Here is a 22,934-nt window from a genome sequence, read left to right as displayed (position 1 = left end):
GCGACAGCGGCCAGCGGAGGAACGCCGCGCCGCCGGGTCGATCTCCGCGGAGGCGCGCCCGCGCCGGAGCCACGCGCGCCGCGGGGGAGGCCTCGCCGGAACGTCGCGACCTGCGACACGCCGCCACGGTGTGCGCCCGAGGCGCGCCGGCGCGGAGCGGTCAGCCGGCGAGCCGCTCGAGCTCCACGAAGAGCGTGCCGAGCTCCGGCTTCGATCGGAGCGGCGCGCAGAAGCGGCTGGCCAGGTGGAGCAGCTCGGCGTCGAGCTGATCGACCCTCCGCCCGATCTCGGCGATGCGCTCCTGGGACTCCCGGCGCCGCGCCTCGAGCTGCCGGTCGAGCTCTTCGAGGCGCTCGCGCAGCTTCTTGATCTGCGCGTCCACCTCGGCCACCTCGTGCTCGCGGGCGATCGCCTCGCTCTCTGCCTCGTAGTCCGCCTTGCGCGACGCATACCAGCCCTCGACGAGCTCGGCCAGCTTGCGGTAGCTGACGGCGAGCTCCAGGTAGGGCTCGGCGAACCCGCACCGGCCCTCCCAGCGCACGGCCTCCTTGTGCGCGCTCAGCACCTCGGGGATGAACGCCTGCGTCGCCGCGTTGAGCGGCGCCACCCTGGCCCGGAAGGACCGGGCCTCGTCGCGCGTGAGCGAGGCGTCGACCGTGAGCGCGTCCATCGCCCGCCCGATCTGCATCCGGCCGTCGCGCCACTCCTCGGCGACGCCCTCGAGGCGCCGCTGCTCGTCGAGGGCCCTCGAGCGGAGGTCGGCGTGCTCCCGCACGACGCCGCGCAGCGCGTCGAGCTGCCGCTGGAAGTCCGGGGGCGCGGACGCGCCGAACGCGCGGGCCGTCATCCGCTCGAACAGCTCGAGCCGGCTGACCCAGGGGTCGCGCCCGCCGCCCCGGGGCCGCACCGCCGAGTCGCGCGGCATCGCCTCCGGCGGCGGGGGAAGCGCGATCCGGCTCGCGGCCGCGATCTCCTCGAGCTCCGCGAGCACGCGGTACGCGTCGACGGGGCGCTCGGAGGGCTCCTTCGCCATCAGGGCGCTGACGAGGCGGTCGAGCGCGTCCGGCATCTCCGGGGCGAGCTCCTGGAGGTGCGGCGGCTGCTCGTTCATGTGCTTCAGGATCCAGCTCGCCGGATCCGGCGCGTCGAACGGCAGCCGCTGGGTGATCATCTCGAACATGATGACCCCGAGCGAGTAGAGGTCCGCCGGGGGGCCCGCGTCGATCGTCGTGCTGCGCTCGGGCGCCATGTACTGCGGTGTGCCGAAGATCTCTCCGAGGTTCGTGAGCCGCGCGTCCTGCGCGCACCGGGCGATGCCGAAGTCGAGCAGCTTCACCCAGTCGCCCTTCATCAGGAACACGTTCTCCGGCTTGAGATCGCGGTGCACGACGTCGAAGTCGTGCGCTCGGCCGAGGGCGCGCGCCATCTGCACCCAGATGGGCAGGGCGCGCGCGAGCGGCACGCGGCTGCGCTCTACCACGTCGGCGAGGCTCGTCCCCTGGAGCAGCTCCATCACGAGGAAGGGCAGCCCGTCGTCGGTGTCGCCCTGATCGAAGATCTCGATGATGTTCGGGTGAGCGAGCCGCTGCGCGTGCCGCGCCTCGCGCCGGAAGCGCTCCCGCGTCGTCGTGTCCTGCGCGAACTCGCGGTTCAGGATCTTGATGGCGCACGGGGTGCCGATCAGCTTGTTGTACGCCCTGTAGACCGTGGCCATCCCGCCGATCCCGAGGGCCTGCTCGATGACGTAACGACCCGCGATCGATGCCCCGATGCGGGGATCCTTCTCGGAGACGAGCGACGAGCCGTCGATGAAGCAGAAGGCGCTGTCGGCCGGATAACGCTGATGGCACTGCGGGCAGGTCTTCATAGCGGGCACGTCGGCTGCAAGGCTACACTCTACGGGGGCCCGCTCTCGAGGGTCAACGCTCGGCGCGCGCCTCCCCGCTTTGTCGAGCTGCTCGAGCGGCTCGAGCCGCGGTGTGCTGCGCTGCCTTGTCCTGCGTGATTCCGCGTAGCCCCGTGTCTCCTCGCGTGCCCCCGCGTCCTCCCACGTGGGTGTGCGCATCCCCTCGCGTCCCCTCGCGCCCCCTGCGTGATTTCGACGGTGCTGCGCCCCGCGCCGCGCGGGGCTCTCCGCGTTATGTTCTCGCGACGTGATGGACGAGGCTCCCTTGCGCGCGGTGGTGATCGGCTCGGGCGTCGGCGGTGCTGCTGCGGCGCTCCTCCTGGCGCACGCCGGCATCCCGACCCTGCTCGTCGAGGAGGAGCGCCGCGTGGGCGGCTCCTCTGCGGCTTACGAGAGGGATGGCTTCCGTGTCGACACAGCCACGCACATGCTCTGCTGCGGTGAGCAAGGCCCGCTCGGCGACGTGCTCCGCCGCGTGGGCCAGGGCGACGCGATCACCTTCCGGCACAGCGACGGGCCGGCGGCGCTCTGCTTCGCGGGCGCCCGCGCCGGGGCCGCGCGCGCAGGCCGCGTCGTCCTGCAGGCGGATCTCCTCCGGATCGCCGGCGCCGCGCGGGATCTCGCGCGCGGCCTCGACCTCACGCCCCTGGAGGCCGCGCGCGCCGCGCGTCTCTTCGCGCACGCGGCGGCGATGCGCGACGTCGATCTGGCCGCGTGCGACGATGTGACGGCCGAGGCGTACGTGGCCCGCTTCATCCCGCGCGCCGCGGCCGCCGCTCGGCTCGGCGGGCTGCTAGGCCTGCCGCTGCTGCTGCCGGGAACGGCGGCCTCGGCCGGCGAGGCGTTGTTCTCGTTGCGTCGGCTCGCCCGCGCCGGGCGGCAGCGCTACCCCGAGGGCGGCGCGTCGCGGATCCCCGAGGTCTTCTGCCGCCTGGCCCGGGAGCTCGGCGCTGCGGTGTGGACGGGCGCGACCGTGCGCCGCGTGCTGGTGCGCGATCGCCGCGTGTGCGGCGTCGAGCTCGAGGACGGAACGGCGCTGCCTGCGCGCATCGTGGTGAGCACGGCAGGGCTCCTGCGCACGGTCTCGGGCCTCGTGGGCGAGCCGCACTTCCCCCAGGCGTATGTGGCGCGCGCCCGCGCGATCACGCCGCAGCCGAGGCTGGTCGAGGTGAAGATCGGGCTGCGCAGGCGGCTCGCCGCCGCCGGCGCGCTCGCCGGTCTCGCCGGCGGCGCCGGCGCGGCGGTGCTTCCGTTCTACTGCATCGCGCCGACGCGCTTCGACCCGTCGCTCGCGCCGCCCGGGCACGAGCTCCTCTGCGCGTGCGCCGTATCGGATGGGAGCGGCGGCGCTCCCGGCGCGACGGTCGACGAGCTCTTGCGCGCGCTGTCGGCCGCGGTGCCCGGCGCGCTCTCCGAGGCGATCTTCGTCGACGGCCTGACCGCGGGCGAGCGCGGGGAGGCGTGCGCCCCGGCCGGCGAGCTCGCGGCGGGGGCGGCGCAGACGCCTGGTCAGGTCGGCCGGGCGCGGCCGGCGGTGTACACGCCTGTGCGAGGGCTGTACCTGGCGGGCCGGGCGGCCGGCGGGCGCGGCGCAGGGGTGGATCTCGCCGCCTCGAGCGCGATGGAGTGCGTCGACCGCATCCTCGTCGATCTCGGCCGCGATCTCGGCGCGCCCGCGCCGCCCGCGCTGATCGACATCGCCGGCGATCTGCTCGGGCGCGCTGCGGGCTCCACCGTGTCGTGGGTCACGCGCCCCCGCTAGAGCGACGGTCACCCGCTTCGGATACGGGCCCACCTCGACGTTTTCGGTGCTCAGCGCACTTGAGTGCGCTTGCGCGCCGAAAACGTCGATCTGGGCCCGTCTCCTGTGCGGGTGACCGCCGCTCTGCTCTGCATGGTGCAGAGGTGGGCGGAAACCGCTCTGGCCCGCGCTTCAGCGCGTGGTCGTGGTGCCACGGTTGCCCCGCGCGAGCGCGTCGAGGGGCAGCTTCTGATCCTCGAACACGGCGTCGAGCTCCTCGCTGCCCCGCTCTCGTACGCCCGAGCGCGGCGACAGCTCGGGGCGCACTGACGACGCCGGGGCCATGCGCGCCGACAGCGGCCCCATCGCCCTGATCGAGGGCGGGGGCTCGGTGTTCGAGAGCGCGCCGGGCGGGACGGAGCGCACGGAGGGGGGCGCGTTCGCCATCGCACGCAACGACGGCGGGCTTGGCAGGCTGCGCGCGGAGGAAGGCGGCCCTGCTTGCCCGCTCGAGGGCGGCATGGGCGTGGGCCGACGAGCCGCGGTGCCCCCCGGCAGCGCGCGGGATGGGAGAGGCGGCGGCGCGCTCGGCTGCGCGCGCACCGACGGGGGCGGGCTCGACAGGAGCTCGGCGCGTCCCGACGACGGAGGCGGGCTCGACAGGAGCTCGGCGCGTCCCGATGACGGGGGCAAGCTCGACAGACGGCCGCTCGTGGCGGCCTCCGCGTGCGCCGGCGCGGGGATCGAGAGCGACCGCGCGGAAGGCGGCGGAGCCGACCGCGGCTCGCCCGGCGCGTAAGCGCTCGGCTGCGTGCGCGCGAGCGGCGGCGCGGAGGGCACCGACGGCGGGGAACGGAACGACGGCGGCGCGCTCGACGGCGGTACCGGCGTGAGCGCGTGGCTCGCCAGCGGCGCCCGGGCCGACGGCGGGGCACCGGAGCGGGCCGACGGCGGCGGCATCGAGCTCTGGCTCGACGACGTCTCGCGGACCCTCGGGGCGAGGCGGGGATCGCCGCTCACGCCCGGCTGCTGCGGCGTGCGCGGATCCGCGCTCGCCGCCCCCTTGGCGCCGACGGTCTCGCTGCGGTGCGCCCCGATCATCGTGTAGCGCCCGCTGCCCTCGTCGCGCCGCCCCGTCTCGCGCTGCGCGTTCATCACGCGCGCCTCGCGCAGCGCGCCGTTCAGCATCACCTCGAGCTCTCGCTCGCTGACCTCGTCGTCGAGCCGCAGCAGCGTCGCGCGGACGTCCCGGGCGAGCGCTTCGAAATCGGCCGGATCCCTCGCGTAGACGCCGTTGGACAGGAGGATCGCGAGCGGCCGGCGCTCGGCGGCGATCGTCGCGGCGGTGGCCGCGTCGCAGCGGTGCAGCAGCACCCCGCAGCCCGGCGCCACCGTGAGGCAGAGGCTGAAGAGCGCCGGCCACGCGGGATCGAGGACCACAAGAATGCTGGGCACATGAAGCGGGGTTGCGGTGATCTGCGCGCGGCGGTCCATGGCAGCTTGAGGATAAACGAAACTGCCGGAGCGATCGTAGTTCTCTTTCTCTGAGTCGGTCATTTTTACTCTGCTTGTACGTTCTGCGATGAGGCCAGAGGCGTCGATCTCCTACAGCTCGATTCCCTGTGCGCCATTCATTGCGGCGTCGCGTCATCACGTCGTCGTTGCGTCGTCGTCTCACGTCGTCGTCGTGACATCGACCTTTCGGCTCCCGCGTCCACGCCCACGCGCCCACGCCCACGCGTCCACCCTCGGCGCCGGGTTGCTGCGCTGGTCGGGGCGCGGGCGCCGCGCGCTCTCCGCCGGGGTGAGCGGCGGAGGGCGCGCGGCGTGGCGACCCCGGGGGGCGCCAGGAGATGACGTGGTGCGACGTCGGCGCGGCGCCGCCTCGCTCGGCGGCGCCTCGATCACAGCCCCGTGTAGATGGTGGCGAACGAGGCCGCCTCGCCGCGGAGCAGCAGGCTGAGCCGCGGGTTCGGCACCTTGAAGGTGTGAATCTTGGCGTTCCGCACGTCGAGCACCGCGAAGGCGCCGCCCGGCGTGCTCTCCGCGAGCCCGTTCATGAGCAGGTTCAGCACGACCGAGACGCGCTTGGACGACAGGGGCTCGCCGCGGAAATACATCTTGATGACATGGGGCGTCCCATCGATGACGAGCCCGAGCTCCGGATTGACGTTGATCTCGAGATCGCCGAGGCGGTAGGTCGACGACGGCGGCTCGAACCACGTCATCTTCGTCGAAGCGAGGAACTTGCGATAACCATTCACCACCGACGGATAGATGCGGCGGCGCCGCTCGTCGTGCTGGGCGGCGAGGAAGCCGTCGAGCACGCTGGTGGGCTTTCCGCTCCTGTGCATGTCGACGATCGCCTCTCGCACCTGCCTGTAAAAGTCCGTGTGGAGCTCGTCCTTCCGCTCCTTGAACTCCCTGACGCCGGTCAGCTTGGGCGTCCCGGCCTTGAGCACGAAGTCGACAAAGTACGTGAGCGAGATCTTTTCCATGAAGTCTCCTCCAAAAACGAAGCATTCCGGCGCGCCATTTACACGCATCGTGCGAGAGACACGCCGTCGCGCCGCGTCCTCGATGTCTACCATGGATAGTCATCTTCGACCCGTCGGGAAAGGGATAGATCGGACGGACATTGTCCCAACCTGTCGAGGGCGGACGGCGGTGCCCATGGTCATGAAAATAAAAGCAATTACGAATACTTGCGTTGAGTGTCGAGCGCCGGTTCGCCCTGCGGCGCGGGGCTCGGCTAGGCTGCGCGAATGGCCATGACGAGACGAGGCGCGCGCGGCGATGGTAACCGACAGAATCCAGCTGTTGTGCAGGGGATGCACTGTGGAGAACACCTGTGGAGAGCTGGAGAGGACGGGGGGTTATCGAGGCGTCGACCCGGTCGGACATGGTCTGTCATAACCACGCCCTCCTTGGCGCTTGACGCTGCTCGCCGGCGGGGGACGGCGCCGGACGCTGCCCGTCGCGCCGGCGGCTCGGCGGAGGGGCACCGGCCCGGAGGGGCGCGTCGATGATGGACGTCAGGCCGGAGCGCGCGGGCGATGAAGCGGGGATCCGCGCGGTTCACTCCGCGGCGTTTCCCTCGGCGCTCGAGGCGGATCTCGTGGACAGGCTGCGGGACGCGGGGCGCGCGGCGGTCTCGCTGGTCGTGGAGACGGACACGGTCATCGTCGGACATGTCCTCTTCAGCCCGGTCACCATCGCCGGCGACGGCGTCCCCGGGAAAGGCGTCGGCCTCGCGCCGCTCGCGGTCTCACCTGGGCTGGAGGGCCGAGGCATCGGCTCCGCGCTGGTGCGACGAGGGATCGAGGCGTGCAGGGACGCCGGCTTCGCCTTCGCCGTCGTCCTCGGAGCGCCTGCGTACTACGCGCGGTTCGGGTTCAAGATGGCCAGCCTGTACGGCCTCGGCAACGAGTACGCAGCGGACGAGGCGTTCATGGCGATCGAGCTCGCGCAGGGGGCGCTGGAGCGCGCGCGGGGTGTGGTCATCTACAGCCCCGAGTTCGGCGTCTTCACGACCTGATCTATCGCCTGTTTCGTCCGATCGCTCGTCCGTCAGGACGGCGGTCTACGCCGTCATTCGAGGGCGCCGGACCGATCGGGCGCGGTCGCCGCGCGCCAGGCGGCGATCGCGTCGAGGCCGTGCTCGCCGAAGCGAGGCACGTAGTCCCGCTCCACGGCGCGCTCGAGGATCTCGCCATATCGGGCGGGCGGCATCAGACCCCAGGCGCGGTCGTCCTCGGAGATCGCCGCGCGCCTCGCGCCCCCAGGGGGCATGTAGCTCCTGCGCAGCCGCGTGAACATGGCGTGGAGCTCGCGCTCGACCAGCTGCCGCACGGCCGGCGCACACGGCAGATCGAGCAGGTAACGGAGCAGCGTCCAGCCGAAGTCGCGGTGCCGCACCTCGTCGCGCAGGATGCGGTCGAGCGCCCGGCGCGCGACCGGGACGGTGCACCCCTCGCGGAGCACCTTGAAGAGCGGGACCGCGACCGTCTCTCCCAGGCAGAACACCTCCACGCCCGCCCGGGCGACGGCCATCTCGAGCGGCTCATCTCCGCTGCTCCTGAGCCCGAGCGTCTCTCGGCGGAGCGCCGGCAAGGCCCCGCCGCCCGCGCGGGCGTGGACGCGATGGCTGAGGCGGGCGTGCGCGAGCTCGTCCTTGACGATGCGAAGGCCGTCGTCGATGAGATCCGGCGACGCGCCCATCTGGATCAGCCAGAGCGTGAGGTGCTGCGTGATCGCCGCCGAGCGGTACTCGGCCTCGACGCGCCGCCCCCACTCGGCGCGGACCGCGTCGCTCGCGGGAGGGAGAGGGGCGCGCTGCTTGTGCGGCGCCTCCGCGTCAGCGGCGCTGTCCTGCTCTGCGTCGGGGGCGTCCGTCATGGGGTCACGGTAGGCGGGGGGTCAGAGGGCGGCAAGATGGGAGACGGGCGCTCGCCGCCCGCGGGCGAGCTCACCCCGACGCGCCAGGGCGCACATCAGGCGGCGCGCACACCTGCACGGTCGAGCCGCACGCGTCACAGGCCTCCTTGTAACAGGGGTTGATGACGACCTCCTGACAGGTCGTCCCTCCCGGACACGCCGCGCCGGCCTCGCATTCCTGGCTCGGGAAGCAGCCCGCCTTGGCCAGCACCGGTGTCTCCGAGGCGTCGCCGCAGCCTGGCGTGAGCCAGCGACACGTCGGCCCGAGGTTTTCGCACGCGTCCTCGGTGGCGGCCGTGAGACAGACCTCAGGGGGCGGCGGGTTGCAGAAGATCTCGTGTGCCTGCCAGCGCCAGGTGTCCTTCTCCAGGACGCACACGGCCTCGGTCGGCATCGGGCCGCAGCCGGTCATCATCTCGTAGGGGCAGGTCCCGGTCCCTCCCTCGCAGAGGTCCCCGTCGGCCGGCATCTTCTCGGGGCACACCGGCGCCGGCGGGTTGCACGTCGGCACGACCGTCTCGGCCCACGTCCCGTCGTCACCGCACGTCAGCATCGTGGGGCAGCTCAAGGCGGGCGCGGCGTCCTCGTAGGGGCACCTCATCCCGGGCTGAACGCAGGCGCTGCCGGCCGCCGGCTTCTCCAGGGGGCATTCCAGGGGCGGCGGGTTGCAGGCCGGCGAGATCGGGTCGGACCATGTGCCGTCGTCACCGCACGTCACCACCGAGGGGCAACCGGTGGTGTCATAGTTGCAGGTCTTCCCGAGCTCCTCGCAGGCGCTGCCGGCCTGCGGCACCTCCACAGGGCACTCCGGCGGCGGGGGCGGGTTGCACGTCGCCGTGGGCTCCTGCTCCCACACCCCATCCGAACACGTGAAGTCGATGGGGTGGCCGCACCCGTCATCGCCGTAGCCGCACGAGAGATCGTCCCCGTCGCAGGCCGATCCGACCGCCGGCGCCGACTCGGGACAGCTGCCGCCCGTCACCGTGGGATTGCACCCCGGCAGGGCCACCGCGGCCGTCAACGAGGCCGCCGCGGCGACGGTCACGATGAACGGCGCCTTCAGCGCCTTTCGCTTCTTCTGCGTGGGCATGGTTCGATGGTTCCTTTCTTTGGCACAGGTTGGCGCAAGGTTTCGTCCTCGCGCGCTCCGACGCTGGGTTGAGCAAGCGAAGTGCCAGGGCCATCGATGGCGGATCTCGGGGGCGTTGTGCGCGTCAGCAGGAGAAGAAAAAAACAGCTGTGGTGTGCCTTCTCTCGGCGCTCGCGGGGTTCGTGGGCGCTCTCCCGCTCGGCCCGCGAACCCTCAGCGGCACGCGCTGATCTGCACGTCGTCGATGTTCCAGCCGGACATGGGCGCGCCACCGAAGGCGATGAGGGCGCTGTAGCCGAACCGCACCTGCAGCTTCGAGCTCTTGTAGGGCGTGAGGTCGTACGTCACGCGCTTCCATCCGGACTCGGTGACATCGTCGTGCGGAGACTCGTAGACGATCCTCCAGCGCGAGCCGTCGAAGACCTCGACGCGGGCCTTGTTTCGGTACGTGGTGTTCAGCCAGCGCCAGAACGACAGCGTGACTCGCCCGCTCACGAGCGCGTCGACGGCGGGGCTCGTCAGGTAGCGCTGCGGGTGCGGCACGGTGATGCTCGGGCTGCCGCCGAGGACCACGCCCGCCACGCCGTTGTCGCCGGCCGCCGTGTGATCGTCCGTCGGATCGGGGAACCCCGCGCGCTGGTCGCTCGACGCCCTCGCCGGCCCGATCTCCCACCCCGCCGCGAGGCTCCAGCGGGCGGCGTCGTCCGCGAACGCCTCCGCGAAGAGGACCCGCGCGGAGCACGGCGCGCTCGGGTCGACGTTCCCGGGGGCGCCGCGGAACGCCGTCGGAGAGGCCGCCGCCCAGTCCACCCCCAGAGACCCGTCCCCCTCCGCGAGCCACGGCGCGTCCGCCGGGCCGGGAGTGCACGCGGCCGCGGCGAGGCCGCACAGGACCGCGCCCCGCCCAATCCACCTCTTCATGGTCGCTCCTACGAACGTTCAATGCCCGAGGCGCAGACACCCTTCCGCAGGGCCGTCGCGCGGCACCGAGAGCACGTGTTTGTAGGTCCGAACCAGGGCGGCGGACAGCCCACGTGAGCTGCGCCCGATGCGGTGAGATCGGCGTCTCGCGCCCTCGGGCGACAGCCGAGCTCCCTCGTCGCTTCGACGAGCTCGGCCGCGCGCCCTGGGATGGCGCCGCGCGCTCATCGCGACGCCGGCGAGCTCCCGTCGTCGCGCGACGGCGGTCCGCTACGGCCCGCGCCGGACGGCGCGCCCACGCGACGGACGGATCATCGAGGCGCGGCCGCGGGCGGCGGGGTCAGCGGGATCGGCCGCTGCAAGATCGCCTGACGGCTCGTCACGTCGCTGAGCATCAGCGTGAGCATGAGGCCGAGGAGGAGCGCCGCCACGATCATGGGGAGGGCGTTCGCGAAGCGCTGCTCGATGAGGTGCATGAAGAAGAGCAGCACGAGCACCGTCTTCGCCACGGCGATGAGGAGCGCCGCGACGACGTCGGCCTCGCCGAGGTGGGCCAGCGAGAGGAGGTACGAGGTCAGCGTGAGCGCCATCAGGAGGAGCCAGACGATCACGTAGGTCCGCGAGGAGAGGTGCTTGACGGTCATGGGCGCAACGTGCCGTTCGTGGTGCATCAGTGCATCAGGTAGAGCATCGGCCAGAGGAATATCCAGATCACGTCGATGAGGTGCCAGTAGAGCCCGCCCAGATCGACGTGCGTGTCGTTGCCCGCGCCGTACCGGCGCCGGAAGCACCCCCACGTGATCCAGGCGAGGATGACGAGCCCCGCCGTGACGTGGATGGCGTGGAGCCCGGTCGTCAGGAAATAGAGCGTGAAGAACAGCTTCGCGCCGTTCTGCGGGAGCTCCTCGAAGCGGTAGGCGGCGCCGGGGAAGATCCCCTGCTGGAAGTGCTGGGCGTACTCGACGCCCTTCAGCACGAGGAAGGCGACGCCGAGCGCGATGGCGCCGAGCAGGAGGCGGCCGGCTTTCTCGGGCCGGTCGAGGCGCACGGCGTAGACGCTCAGCGCGACGAGCAGGCTGCTCGTCAGGAGGATCGCCGTGTTGGCCGTCCCGATGGCGACGTTGTTGTGGGCGACCCCGGCGCTGAACTCGGGGCCGAAGGCGGCGCGGTAGGCGGCGTACAGGGCGAAGAGACCGGCGAAGAGCAGGACCTCGCTGGCGAGGAAGATCCACATGCCGAAGTGCGCGGCGTGGGTCTGCTTCTCGAGATCCTCGAACTGCACGGCGAGCCGCGCCGGCGCGAGCTGCTCAGCGGGCGGTTGAGACTCGGTCATGGGCCTCCTCTTCGGTCAGGTGGTAATCGTACGGGCCGCGATCGATGACCGGCGTCACGGGGAAGTTGTGCTCCGGCGGGATGGGCGGCGTCATCCACTCGTAGCTCCGGGATCTCCATGGATTGGCCGTGGCGCGCGCCCCCCAGCGCAGGGCGACAAGGAGGTTCACGAGCGCGAGCACGAGCGCGCCCGCGAGCAGGTAGGCCCCGCCCGTCGAGAGGACGTTCAGCCACTGGTACTGCTCCGGATAGCTGTAATAGCGGCGCGGCATCCCGGCGTTGCCCGCCAGGAACTGGGGGAGGAACGTCAGGATGAACCCAAGGAACACCCCGAAGGACGTGAGCAGCCCCATCGGCTCCGAGTAGGCGCGGCCGAACATCTTGGGGAACCAGTAGTGCGCCGCCGCGAGGAACGCGGTGAGCGTGCCGCCCACCATGATGAAATGGAAGTGGGCGACGACGAAATAGGTGTCGTGCCAGTGGACGTCGAGCGACTGCGTGGCCACGGCGACGCCCGTCATACCTCCGAAGACGAAGAGGAACAGGAACCAGAAGAAATACAGCATCGGGGTGTTGAACTGGATGGACCCCCTGTGCAGCGTCGCCACCCAGGTGAAGACCTTGATGGCCGAGAAGATCGCGATGAACATCGAGAACGCGCCGAAGATCCCGGCGTCGAGCTCGCTCATCCCGGCCACGAACATGTGGTGCCCCCACCCCGCGAACCCGATCAACGCGATGCCGAACGACGAGAGGGCGATCGCCCAGTAGGACGCCGGCTGCCGCTGCGCGAAGGTGCAGACCACCTCGCTGATGACCCCGAGCGCCGGGAGCACCATGATGTAGACGGCAGGGTGGGAGTAGAACCAGAACAGGTGCTGGAACAGCACGGGATCCCCGCCGAGCGTCGGGTCGAAGACGCCGAAATGATAGATGTGGTCCAACCCGACGAGCAGGATCGTCAGCCCGAGGACGGGCGTCGCGAGCAGCATGATGATGCTCGTGCTGTAGATGGCCCACACGAAGAGCGGCACTCGTCCCCAGCCGATCCCACGGGCGCGCATCGTGTGCGTCGTGGCGATGAAGTTCACCGCCGTCATGATCGACGAGATGCCCAGGATGAAGATGCCGATCACGACCGGCAGGACGCCCGTCGGCGTGGTCGTGCTGTAGGGCGGGTAGAACGTCCAGCCGGTGTCGGTGCCCCCGGCGATCGCCGCCGTCAGCGTGATGACGGCGCCGATCACATAGACGTAGAGGCTCGCCAGGTTGAGTCGCGGGAAGGCGAGATCCTTGGCGCCGATCATGATCGGGAGCGCGAAGTTCCCGAAGATGTTCGGGATCGACGGGATCATGAAGAGCCACACCATGACCACGCCGTGGAGCGTGAACATGCGGTTGTAGGTCGCCGCGCTGATCACGGTGGGCCCGGGGGTCAGGAGCTCCGTCCGGAGGACGAGCGCGAAGGCGCCGCCGAGCAGGAGCATCAGCACCACGAGCGCGTAGAACATGAGCCCGATGCGCTTGTGATCGGTCGTGAGCAACCACGATCGCACGCCCGAGCCGGCGCGGAGATAATCGACCGCATGCGCGCCGTGGACGGGCGCTTTCCCCTCGACCTCGTGGGCCATCATGGAGTCACCCCTTCCGGCGTGGTGGCGGTCCCGGGGACCCCGCCGTCCCATGGCACGTCGGGGCCGCGGGGCACGTCGCGGATCGATTTCATGAGCTCGATGATCGCGGCGACGTCGGGCGGCGTGAGCTGTCCGAGATAGGACGGCATGACCGGCGGGAAGCCGCGGTGCAGGGCGGCGAGCGGATCCATCATCGACTCCGTGAGGTAGGCCTCGTCGGCGACGCGCTCGCCGCCGCCCTCGAGCGGCACGGCGGCGCCGTAGAGCCCGGCCCAGGTGGGGCCGACGTGCGGCGTGCCGTCGAGCGTGTGGCAGCGCAGGCAGCCGTGCTTCGCGGCGGCGTGCTCCCCGCGGCTCGGCATCGTCGGCTCCGCCTCGGCGAGCTCGTTCTCCGCCTCGGCGGCGGCCTCCTGCGCGAACGCCGGGGCGCTCGCCACGCCGCCCGCGAGCCAGCGCTCGTAGTCGGCCGGGTCGAGCGCGATCACCTGGCCGCGCATCTCGGAGTGGCTCGTGCCGCAGAACTCCGCGCAGAAGATGGGGTACGCGCCGGGCTCGTTCGCCTCGAACCAAACCGTGGTGTACCGGCCAGGGATGACGTCTTGCTTGATGCGGAACGCGGGCACGTAGAAGCTGTGGATGACGTCGCGCGACGTCATGATGAGCCGGACCGGCCTGTGCGCGGGGACGTAGAGCACCGAGATCTCGCGGTCTCCCCCCGGATAGCCGAACTTCCACATCCACTGCTTGCCCGTGACATACACGTCGAGCGCGTCGTCCGGCGCCGTGCGCAGGTCGGCGAACTGGCGCGTGCCGATGGTCCAGAACGTGAGGAAGAGGAAGCCCAGCGCGAAGAGCAACACCGTCTCGAGGAAGAGCGCCGGCCGCGCGAACGCCCCGGGGTGCGGCCGCGGCGTGTCCTGGGGCCGCCGGCGATAGCGGATCAGGAAATACCCGCCGACGAGCGTGATGATGGCGGCGCCGCCCATCGTCATCACGATGACGAAGTAGTGCAGCCCGTCGATCTCGCGGGCCAGCGAGGAGCGCTGCTCGGGCAGGAAGAGCAGCTGGCGCAGCAGCTCGTTCATCGCGCGCGCTCCATTCTCCTGCGCCGCCGCCCTTGCCAGCCGAAGAAGGCGACCATCGCGGCGACCCAGGCCACGATCGCGGCCCCGCCGAGCCTCAGGAAGCCGGCCACATAAGGGCCGTATCGGCGGCTCGCGGGGTCGTAGCGATAACACGTCATGAGCACACGCTCGAGCGGGGTGCCTATCTGCCCTCGGCTCGCCTCGAGGAGCGAGAGGCGGAGATCGAGGGGGGAGAACTCGATGCCATAGAGGACCCGTGAGATACGGCCCTGCGGCGTGAGGACGAAGACGGCGGCGGGGTGCGCGTACTGCTCCGTCTGCGGGTCGTACGCGAACCGGAAGCCGAGATCGCCGGCGAGCGCGCGGATCTCGGGCAGCGCGCCGGTCAGGAACGGCCAGGTCTCCGGCGTCGGCGCGCCGGCCATGCCCAGGGCCGACAGCGCGGCTGTCCGCTTCCGCGTCGCGGACGCCGGGGTGTCCCGCGGATCGAAGCTCACCGTGAGCGCGCGGTAGTGCTCTCCCAGCCGATAATCGAGCTTCGCCATGCCGGCGACCAGGCCGCGCAGCACGAGGCCGCAGAGCGTCGGGCAGCGGTAATAGGCGAGGACGAGGAGGACCGGCCGCTGCCCGTCGAAGTGCTCGGCGAGCGGGGCGCGCCGCCCGTCCATGTCGGTGAAGGGGAGCGCCGTGTCGATGGCGCTCCCGAGGCGCTCCTCGATGTCGGCCTCGCGCGCGGCGGGCGGGAGCGACGGCGGATCCGCGGCCGCCGCGATCGGCGCGCGCGCGAGCACGAGCGCGAGGAACGCCGCGGTGGACAGGTGTTGAATCCTCATCGACGGCTCTCCTCCACGATGAGGTTCATCGCGTCCTCGATCGGGATCTGCGCGAGCCCGCGGTTGCGGTCGACCCAGCCGAAGCGGCCGAGCTCCTCGCGCTTCCGGCGGTTCAGCGCCTCGCCAACGCCCTCTTCGCCGATTTCCTCGCGCCGGAAGATGCGCTGATCCACGCTGGCCGCCTGGCCGCGAGGCAGGGAGATCTCACTGGCGCGCTCGGCGCTCTTCCCCGCGGGGCGGAGCTCCGCCTCGCGCCCGCGCATGAGCATCCAGGCCCAGAGGCCCAGGACGATGAAGATCACGACGACGGCGAACGCGATGGCGAGGATCGTCTTCCAGGGGACGACATCCTCTTCCTGGTGCACGTCGGGGCGGCGATAGTGGGATGTCATACGCTCTCGTAGCGGAAGGCGGCCGGCAGCGCCGGGTCGTTGACGGGGACGAGCGGCCTGCCGCGCACCCGCAGCACGGTGAACGCGACGCACGAGCCGACCACGGCGAGGAGCGCCGCGGCGTCGAGCCAGTGGAACGGCGCGCGAGCGCCGGGGGCCTCGGGCGCGACGAGCCAGTGCATGTCGAGGTAGTGCGCGACGAAGATCCAGGCGGCGACGGCCGACAGCCAGGCCGGGCGCCGCTTGATCCTGTAGTTGAGCAGGATCACGAAGGGGATCACGAACCGCGTGAGCACGAGGACGACGGACACGACCGCCCACGGGCCGTGGGAGCGGAGGACGTAGAACTCGACCTCTTCGGGCTTATTCCCGATCCATATCAGCAGGAGCTGGAAGAACGCGGCATAGGCCCAGAAGATGGTGAACGTGAGGAGCAGCCGGCCGAGCGCGTAGTAGTGCGACGCGTTCAGCCCGGGCAGGAGCCCGGCGCGCTCGGCGGCGAACGCGAGCACCGTGAGCAGCGCGATCGCCGCGACGAAGCCGCCGCCGAACACGTAGACGGGGAACATCGTCGACACCCACGTCGGCGCGAGCGACATGAGCCAGTCGAAGGCCGCGAACGAGAGCGTGAGCGCGACGGGCGGAAGGCCGGCGACGCTGATCACGCGGAGCCGCCGGCTGTCCGCGAGAGCCGGGCTCGAGTCGCCCTTCATCGAGCCGCGCCGGAGCAGGGCGCCGAAGACGAGCCAGACCGCGAAATAGAACCCCGTCCTCACGAGGAAGAAGGGGAGGTTCAGGTAGGGCGTCTTGTGGAGCACAGCGGCTCGGACGTGCTCCTCGTGGATCGACTCGGGGTGGAGCCACTCCCCGTAGAGCGCGCCGAGGCCGAACAGGAGCGGGACGAACAGCGCGCAGAGGAGCGGCAGCGCCCCGACGATCGCCTCCGTGAGGCGGCGGACCGCCACCGGCCATGTCGCGTTCATGGCGTGGCAGGTCATCAGGAAGAGGAGCGCCCCGACCGCCGTGGTCACGGCGAAGGCGTAGGCCGCGAGGTACGCGTAGAAGAGCCGCTCCCGGTCCACGAACGCGCCGATGACGAGCAGCAGGGCGCCGAGGAGCGCGAGGCCGAGGGACCTCGACACGATCGTGCGGCCGCCCCGGAAGATGGGGAATCGCCGGTTCACTGGAGCTCCTTCAGGGCGCGCTCGCGGAGGGGTGGGGGGAGCGCGTCGAGCGCGGTGACGCGGCTCTTCCCAAGCGCCTTCACATAGGCCACGATCGCCCAGCGATCCATCAGCGGGATCTGGTGCTCGTAGGAGCGCATGAGCCCGTAGCCCTCGACGATGACCCGGTAGACGCGGCCTGGCGGGAACGCCTGCACGCGCGCGTCGACGAGGGACGGCGGGCGCCGCAGCGTCATATTGCGCGCGACCTCCGACTCGCCGTCTCCGGCGAGGCCGTGACAGGCGGCGCAGGTGATCTCGAAGCGATCCTTCCCGTACCGGAGCAGCTCGATGGTCACCGGGACCGGGATGCGCGCCTCGTAGGTTCCGCCCGTGAACCCGTGGGTGAGCCCGGGATCGCCGGTCACGCGGTCGTTCGGTACGGTGCCCCCGGGCGGGTGACGCATGGCCGAGCCGTCGTCGAAGAGGTCTGACTCCTGATAGGGCCCATAGCGCCGCTGGTCGAGCATGCGCTCGAGATCCAGCGCGTCCAGCTCGCCGGGCTCGGCGCCCGGCGAGGTCACCGGGGTGCACGAGAGGCAGAGCGCCGCGGCCAGGCAGGAGAGCGAGGGGAGCCGTCCGCGCGTCATGAACGCTCCTTTCCAGCCCAGGCGACGGTGATGGCGCCGAGATCGGTGAGATCGCGCTCGGTGATGGGGCTGATCAGCGCTGGATCGCGGGCGTCGATGCCGACCCAGAACCGATCGATGGAGGCACGCTCGAACCCGGGGACGTCGAACACCGGGTGCCAGAGCTCGGGCAGCCGGGCGAGGACGAGCAGCACGACGAACCCGGTGAGGGAGGACGTGAGCACCAACGTCTCGAAGGTGATCGGTATGAAGGCCGGGGCCGCGTGCGCCGGCCGCCCGCCCACGTTGAGCGGGTAGTCGTACGCGTTGCAAAACCACTGGAGGAGGTAGCCTCCCGCGGTGCCCGCGAGCGCGAAGGGCAGGATGATCCAGTTGAGCGGCGAGCGGCGGAGTCCGAGCGCCTCATCGACGCCGTGGATCGGGTACGGCGTGAACGCGTCGAGCCGCCGGTATCCCCGGCTCCTGAGCTCCGCGATCGCCCGGAGCATCGCCTCGGGCGTCTCGAACTCGGCGAGCAGTCCTCTCCTCATCTCAATGCTCCTCCTTGTGGCTGAGCTCGTGGTTCAGCTCCTTGACCTCGGCCACGGGGATGAACGGGAAGAGGCGGAGGAAGATCAGGACGAGCAGCAGGAAGAAGCAGATCGTCCCGATGAACATCGAGATATCGACGTACGTCGGGTGGTAGGCGTGCCACGCCGACGGGATGAACTCGCGCTGCAGCGACAGGACGATGATCACGAAGCGCTCGGACCACATCCCGACGTTCACGAGGATCGAGATGATCCAGAGCAGGATCATGTTCCTCCGGACCTTCGGGAACCAGAGCAGCTGGGGGACGAGCACGTTGCAGATCATCTGCGCCCAGAAGACCGCGGCGTTCGGCCCGGCGGGGCGCGCGACGAAGAACTGGTAGATCTCGGTCGCCGATCCGCCGTACCAGGCGGCGAAGAGCTCGATGATGTACGAGTAGATGACGATCCAGGCGGTGACGAGCGCCAGCTTGCTCAGGTTGTCGATGTGGCGCTGGGTGATGACGTTCCCGAGGTGGAAGATGCGGCGCGCCGGGATGATCAGCGTCAGCACCATCGCGAAGCCCGAGAAGATGGCCCCGGCGACGAAGAACGGGGGGAAGATGGTCGAGTGCCAGCCCGGGACGAGCGCCATCGCGAAATCGGTGCTCACGATCGAGTGCACCGAGAGCACGAGCGGGGTCGCGAGCCCGGCGAGCAACCCGTAGAGGAGCCGGTAGTGTCGATAGGCGACGGCGGAGCCGCGCCAGCCGAGCGACAGGACGCCGTAGACGACCCGGCGGAGGCGGTTGGGAGCCCGGTCGCGGAGGGACGCGAAGTCGGGGATGAGCCCGACGTACCAGAAGACGAGGGAGACCGTGAAGTACGTGAACACGGCCGCGGCGTCCCACGGCAGCGCGCTCTTGAACTGGGGCCATACCCTCAGCGTCGCGGGGTAGGGGACGAGCCAGTAGGCGAACCATGGCCGGCCGAGGTGCAGGAGCGGATAGAGGCCTGCCTGGATGACGGCGAAGAGGGTCATCGCCTCGGAGAACCGGTTGATGCTCGTGCGCCAGCGCTGCTCCAGGAGGAGCAGGATCGCGGAGATGAACGTCCCCGCGTGGCCGATGCCGATCCACCACACGAAGTTGATGATCCCGAACGCCCAGCCCACCGGGATGTTGTTTCCCCAGACCCCGATGCCGGTGGTGACGGTGTAGGTCACGGCGAGCACGAGCACGATCGTCCCGGCGCCGGTGAGGGCGAACGCCGCCCACCACAGCCTGGATCGCGGCTTCCAGACGACCGACAGGAGCTCTTCGGAGAGCTCCTCATCGGTTGGCCGGCCGAGGATGAGGGGCTCCGTCACGGCTCGTCGAGCTCCGGGTTCTTGTTGTCGACGCGCGCGAGGTACATGGTCCTCGGCCGGGTGCCCAGGTCGTGGAGCACCGCGTAGCTCCGCGGCTCGCCCCGCCACGCCACCATCGCCGTCTCCTCGTGTGTGATAGAGCCGAACTGGATCGCCTGCGTCGGACAGGCCTGCTGGCACGCGGTGACGACCTCTCCGGGGCGGATCGCGCGGTCTTCTATCCGCGCGGCGATCTCCGCCCGGCGGATCCGCTGGACGCAGTACGTGCACTTCTCCATGACGCCGCGCTCCCGCACCGTCACATCGGGGTTGCGCTGGAGCTTCGTGAGTCCTGTGTTGTACGCGCGGAGCTCGCCGTAATCGAACCAGTTGAACCGGCGGACCTTGTACGGGCAGTTGTTGGAGCAGAACCGCGTCCCGACGCAGCGGTTGTAGGTCATCTCGTTGAGCCCGTCGGGGCTGTGCGTCGTCGCGTTCACGGGGCACACGTACTCGCACGGCGCCTTCTCGCAGTGCTGGCACAGCATGGGCTGGTGGACGACGGCCAGGTTGCTCGGGTCGCGCGGGTCGTCGAGCGCGTACGTGTCGATGCGGAGCCAATGCATCTCGCGGCTGTTCAGGACCTCCTCCTTGCCCACCACGATGACGTTGTTCTCCGCCTGGCACGCGACGACGCACGCGCTGCAGCCGGTGCAGATCGTGAGATCGATCGTCATGCCCCATTGCTCCTTCTGCGCCCCGGGGGCGGTCGCGGGCATGAGCGACGGCTGTGGCCCCTTGAGCGCTTCCGTGAAGTCGGGGCGCTCGCGGTAGACGGCGAGGGGGACCGAGAGCGCTATGGGGCGCCCCTCCAGGCTCCAGTGCCTCTGCGTCACGGCGAGCTTGTGTTTCTGGTCCGGCCGCTTCGTCACCGAGGCGCCCGCCGCGAAGAAGGGCGCGGCCGCGGTGCGGAGCCGGTACGCGTCGGACCCAACCCCGGCGGCGATCGACTCGGCGCCGCTGCGCCCGTAACCGAGCGTGAGCGACACCGTGCCGTCGGCGTGCCCCGGCGCGACGAGGACCGGTATCGACATCGTTCGCCCCCCGAGCTCGAGATCGACCACATCCTCGCTCTCGACGCCGAGCGTCTTTGCCGTCGCCGGGCTGAGCAGCGCGGCGTTGTCCCAGGTGAGCTTGGTCATGGGATCCGGCAGCTCGAGGAGCCACGGGTTGTTGGCGAACCGGCCGTCATAGACGCTCGCGTCGACCGAGAAGGCGACCTCGATGGCGTCCGCCTTTGGCGGGGCCGCCGCCGCGAGCTGCGCGAGCGCCGCGGCCACCCCGTCGGGCCGCAGCTTGGCGTCCTCGCGCGGGGCCGAGGTGCCCTCGACGAGCCCGCGCCGGAGCGCCTCCTCCCAGAACGCATCGAAATCGGCGCCGCCCCGGCGCGCGGCCCAGGCGTCGCGCAGGAGATCGCGCGCGCTCTTCGGCGCCTCGCCCGCGAACACCGCGAGCACCTCGGCGGCGGTCCTGCCCTGGAAGAGCGGCTCGATGAGCGGCTGGATCAGCGATATCGTGCCGTCGTATGCGCGCGCGTCTCCCCAGGCCTCGAGATCGTGCGCGGCGGGCACGAACCAGTCGCAGCCCGCGGCGGTCTCGTCCTCGTAGAGCCCGAGGTAGACCCGGCTCGGGACGGAGCGGAGCAGGGCCGCGAGCTCGAGATCCGCGGGCGCCGTGTAGGCCACGTTGTCCTCGAGGATCACGACCGTATCGACGCCGCCGCCGCGGATCTCGCCGGCGAGCGCGGCGAGGTCCTGCTCCGCGGCGCCGGCCGAGATCAAGGTCCCCGCGGTGGCCCACGCCGCGCGATCGTTGCGGAGCGCGGCGTTCATGAGGTGCGCGAGCGCGTGGACCTCGGGGGGCTGCCGCTCCCCCGCGACGACGACGCTCGCCCCGCCGCCGCGCGCGAGGTCGCGCGCGACCGCCCGGACGAACGGCCTTTCCTCCGCGGGGACCCGCGCCCGGAGCGGATCGAGCGCGCCGAGCGCCTGCGGAGGGATGAGCCCCGGGCGAGCGCCCTCGGCCAGGAGCAGCTCGGCCGCGATCGCCGCGGCGACCGCTGGTATGTCGCTCGGCCGCTTGCGCAGGCGGTGATCGGCGATGCTCCCCGTCGGGGTCAGCCCGGGCTCGATCACATAAAGACGGTTCATCGTGCCCGTCGGCGAGCCGATGCGCCTGCGCTCCGCGAACTGGCGCGCATACCGCACGCTGAACGGCATCGACGCGAGGAAGTCGGCGTCGAGCGCGAGGATGACGTCGGCTGCCCGGAAGTCGTACTGCGCCTGGAGCGGAGCGCCGAAGGCGAGCTCGGCCCCGCGCGCCGGGTGCGCCGAGCGCGCGGGCGCGTAGAACGTGAACCGGGCCGCCGGATAGCGCGCCTGGATGCGGTCGATGAGGTCGAGGACGAGCGGAGAGCCGGTGGGCCGAAGGACGAACCGGAGCCCGGCGCCGCGATCGCTCCGAGCGCCCTCGAAGTGCTGGACGAACGCGCGCCACGTCGCCGGGGCGGCGCCGCGGCGCGCCGCGCGCGCGCGGTGCTGATCGTAGAGGCCGAGCACCGACGCCTGCTCGTAGACGCCGGTCGAGCCGAGGCTCGCCGGGTGCTGCGGATTGCCCTCGATCTTCGTCGGCCGCCCCTCGTGGCTCTCGACGAGGATGCCCGTCGCGAACCCGTCGAGATCCAGGCTGGTGGCGTAATAGCGGAGGACGCCCGGGGTCACCTCGGGCGGCGCCGTCACGTAAGGGACGATCTTGTGCGCGGACCTCGAGCTGCACCCGGAGACGCCGGCGAGCGCCATGCTCGCGCCGAGGAGCTTGAGCCAGCGCCGCCGGCTCATCGCGGCCGGATCGCCCACGCCCGCCGGGAGCTCCCGCGCCGCGGCCTCGAGGAGCTCTGGTGACTCGAGGAGCTCCGCGAGGCCGCGCCAGTACGCTTTACCCGTCTTGCCGTCGAGCGCGGCGCTCCACGGGATCTGTTTCTGATCAGCCATCGTCCCTCTTCAGGTCATCGTTGGATCCGCGCCGCCGTCCTGACGGCGCTCTGCTGCTGGCCGCCCATAGCGCCTCGTCCTCGCGTGCTCTCGTAGGTGTCCTGGTTGTTCCTCGGTGATCCCCTGTGTTGTTGCTCTGTTCGCGCCCGCGCGCGCTCACCTGTGGCAGGCCGAGCAGTGGACGAGGTGCCGCACGCCGAGCTGCTGCGCGATCTGCCGGCCGATCCGCTCCGCGTCGGGGCCGGCGTCCCAATCCATGTCCGTGATCGCGGAGAGCGGGCGGAGGTGGCGCTCCGGCGCCCTGTGGCATTCGAGGCACCAGCCCATCGTCATCGGCGCCACCTGGCGGACCTCGGGCATCTGGTCCACGCGGCCGTGGCACGTCACGCAGCCGACCCCCTTGTTCACGTGGATCGCATGGTTGAAATAGACGAAGTCCGGCACGTCGTTGACGCGGTTCCAGACGATCGGCGCGTTCGAGAAATAGCTGCTCCGGACGAGCTCGAGCTTGGGGCTCTGATTCCATATCTGGCTGTGACAGCCCATGCAGTCCGCCGTCGACGGCAGGCCCGCCGTGCTCGACCGCTCGACCGTGTGGTGGCAGAACCGGCAGTCGATGGCGTCGTCTTGCACGTGGTGCCTGTGATCGAACTGCACCGGCTGCTGCACGGGCATGTTCTGTCCGGTGTTCCAAGCCGTGCGCACGTAGATCATCGGCGCTGCCACGGCCGCCGCGCCGCCGAGGATGACGGCTGCGATGGCGAGTCGGAACGCGGTGTTGCTCCAGCGCGGGAAAACGGATGCCATGCTCTCGTGTGGTTGGCCTCGCTCGAAGTGCGGCGA

General features: G+C 70.9%; 20 protein-coding genes. 2 read left to right on the top strand and 18 right to left on the bottom strand.

Annotated features, from left to right (window positions below; all coding sequences use genetic code 11):
- Positions 1–160 precede the first annotated feature (160 nt).
- Complete coding sequence (locus WME90_RS23750; protein ID WP_437283463.1) at positions 161–1,867, bottom strand: protein kinase domain-containing protein; 1,707 nt, start codon at positions 1,865–1,867, stop codon at positions 161–163.
- A gap of 289 nt (positions 1,868–2,156) precedes the next feature.
- Between WME90_RS23750 and WME90_RS23745 the strand changes: the two genes are divergently transcribed.
- Complete coding sequence (locus tag WME90_RS23745; protein ID WP_437283651.1) at positions 2,157–3,668, top strand: FAD-dependent oxidoreductase; 1,512 nt, start codon at positions 2,157–2,159, stop codon at positions 3,666–3,668.
- Positions 3,669–3,839: 171 nt separating this feature from the next.
- On the opposite strand, the gene WME90_RS23740 is transcribed toward WME90_RS23745, so the two are convergent.
- Both WME90_RS23740 and WME90_RS23735 read right to left on the bottom strand, forming a co-directional pair.
- Positions 3,840–5,204 (bottom strand): hypothetical protein, encoded by a 1,365-nt coding sequence (locus tag WME90_RS23740; RefSeq protein ID WP_437283462.1) that lies wholly within the window; start codon positions 5,202–5,204, stop codon positions 3,840–3,842.
- Between the two features lie 347 nt (positions 5,205–5,551).
- The gene (locus tag WME90_RS23735) at positions 5,552–6,145 is read right to left on the bottom strand and encodes a hypothetical protein (RefSeq protein WP_437283461.1); all 594 of its coding nucleotides are present in this window, start codon (positions 6,143–6,145) and stop codon (positions 5,552–5,554) included.
- A 527-nt stretch (positions 6,146–6,672) separates the two neighbouring features.
- Between WME90_RS23735 and WME90_RS23730 the strand changes: the two genes are divergently transcribed.
- Positions 6,673–7,185: a GNAT family N-acetyltransferase gene (locus WME90_RS23730; protein ID WP_437283460.1), complete on the top strand. Its 513-nt coding sequence runs from the start codon at positions 6,673–6,675 to the stop codon at positions 7,183–7,185.
- 53 nt (positions 7,186–7,238) lie between these two features.
- Here the strand turns inward: WME90_RS23730 and WME90_RS23725 are convergent, their stop codons facing one another.
- The 15 genes from WME90_RS23725 to WME90_RS23655 form a co-directional block, all read right to left on the bottom strand.
- Positions 7,239–8,045, bottom strand: coding sequence for a ferritin-like domain-containing protein (locus WME90_RS23725; RefSeq protein ID WP_437283459.1), 807 nt, complete (start codon positions 8,043–8,045; stop codon positions 7,239–7,241).
- Between the two features lie 70 nt (positions 8,046–8,115).
- Positions 8,116–9,174 (bottom strand): hypothetical protein, encoded by a 1,059-nt coding sequence (locus tag WME90_RS23720; RefSeq protein ID WP_437283458.1) that lies wholly within the window; start codon positions 9,172–9,174, stop codon positions 8,116–8,118.
- Between the two features lie 213 nt (positions 9,175–9,387).
- Positions 9,388–10,095: a hypothetical protein gene (locus WME90_RS23715; RefSeq protein ID WP_437283457.1), complete on the bottom strand. Its 708-nt coding sequence runs from the start codon at positions 10,093–10,095 to the stop codon at positions 9,388–9,390.
- 311 nt (positions 10,096–10,406) lie between these two features.
- Entirely contained in the window at positions 10,407–10,739 is a 333-nt protein-coding gene (locus WME90_RS23710) for a cytochrome C oxidase subunit IV family protein (protein ID WP_437283456.1), read from the bottom strand.
- Positions 10,740–10,765: 26 nt separating this feature from the next.
- The gene (locus tag WME90_RS23705; RefSeq protein ID WP_437283455.1) at positions 10,766–11,428 is read right to left on the bottom strand and encodes a cytochrome c oxidase subunit 3 family protein; all 663 of its coding nucleotides are present in this window, start codon (positions 11,426–11,428) and stop codon (positions 10,766–10,768) included.
- On the bottom strand, positions 11,403–13,061 hold the full coding sequence (locus WME90_RS23700; RefSeq protein WP_437283454.1) for a cytochrome c oxidase subunit I: 1,659 nt from the start codon (positions 13,059–13,061) through the stop codon (positions 11,403–11,405). The genes WME90_RS23705 and WME90_RS23700 overlap by 26 nt, the downstream gene beginning before the upstream one ends.
- Positions 13,058–14,146 (bottom strand): cytochrome c oxidase subunit II, encoded by a 1,089-nt coding sequence (gene coxB, locus WME90_RS23695; RefSeq protein ID WP_437283453.1) that lies wholly within the window; start codon positions 14,144–14,146, stop codon positions 13,058–13,060. Before coxB ends, WME90_RS23700 begins: the two co-directional genes overlap by 4 nt.
- Positions 14,143–14,979 (bottom strand): SCO family protein, encoded by an 837-nt coding sequence (locus WME90_RS23690; RefSeq protein ID WP_437283452.1) that lies wholly within the window; start codon positions 14,977–14,979, stop codon positions 14,143–14,145. Before WME90_RS23690 ends, coxB begins: the two co-directional genes overlap by 4 nt.
- Positions 14,976–15,371, bottom strand: coding sequence for a hypothetical protein (locus WME90_RS23685; protein WP_437283451.1), 396 nt, complete (start codon positions 15,369–15,371; stop codon positions 14,976–14,978). The genes WME90_RS23690 and WME90_RS23685 overlap by 4 nt, the downstream gene beginning before the upstream one ends.
- Positions 15,368–16,555 (bottom strand): hypothetical protein, encoded by a 1,188-nt coding sequence (locus tag WME90_RS23680; protein ID WP_437283450.1) that lies wholly within the window; start codon positions 16,553–16,555, stop codon positions 15,368–15,370. The genes WME90_RS23685 and WME90_RS23680 overlap by 4 nt, the downstream gene beginning before the upstream one ends.
- Entirely contained in the window at positions 16,552–17,184 is a 633-nt protein-coding gene (locus tag WME90_RS23675) for a c-type cytochrome (protein ID WP_437283449.1), read from the bottom strand. Before WME90_RS23675 ends, WME90_RS23680 begins: the two co-directional genes overlap by 4 nt.
- Positions 17,181–17,714, bottom strand: a complete 534-nt coding sequence (locus WME90_RS23670; protein ID WP_437283448.1) for a DUF3341 domain-containing protein — start codon at positions 17,712–17,714, stop codon at positions 17,181–17,183. The genes WME90_RS23675 and WME90_RS23670 overlap by 4 nt, the downstream gene beginning before the upstream one ends.
- Before the next feature lies 1 nt (position 17,715).
- Positions 17,716–19,062, bottom strand: coding sequence for an NrfD/PsrC family molybdoenzyme membrane anchor subunit (gene nrfD / locus WME90_RS23665; protein ID WP_437283447.1), 1,347 nt, complete (start codon positions 19,060–19,062; stop codon positions 17,716–17,718).
- The gene (locus WME90_RS23660) at positions 19,059–22,091 is read right to left on the bottom strand and encodes a TAT-variant-translocated molybdopterin oxidoreductase (RefSeq protein WP_437283446.1); all 3,033 of its coding nucleotides are present in this window, start codon (positions 22,089–22,091) and stop codon (positions 19,059–19,061) included. Before WME90_RS23660 ends, nrfD begins: the two co-directional genes overlap by 4 nt.
- Before the next feature lie 156 nt (positions 22,092–22,247).
- Positions 22,248–22,898 carry a cytochrome c3 family protein gene (locus WME90_RS23655; RefSeq protein WP_437283445.1) on the bottom strand — a complete coding sequence of 217 codons (651 nt, stop codon included), beginning with the start codon at positions 22,896–22,898 and terminating at the stop codon, positions 22,248–22,250.
- Between the last annotated feature and the right edge of the window lie 36 nt (positions 22,899–22,934).

The organism is Sorangium sp. So ce375 (assembly GCF_051473855.1).
Classification (GTDB): domain Bacteria; phylum Myxococcota_A; class Polyangia; order Polyangiales; family Polyangiaceae; genus Sorangium.
The sequence above is the reverse complement of the archived record's forward strand: the minus strand, read 5'-3'. Positions and strand labels throughout refer to the sequence as shown.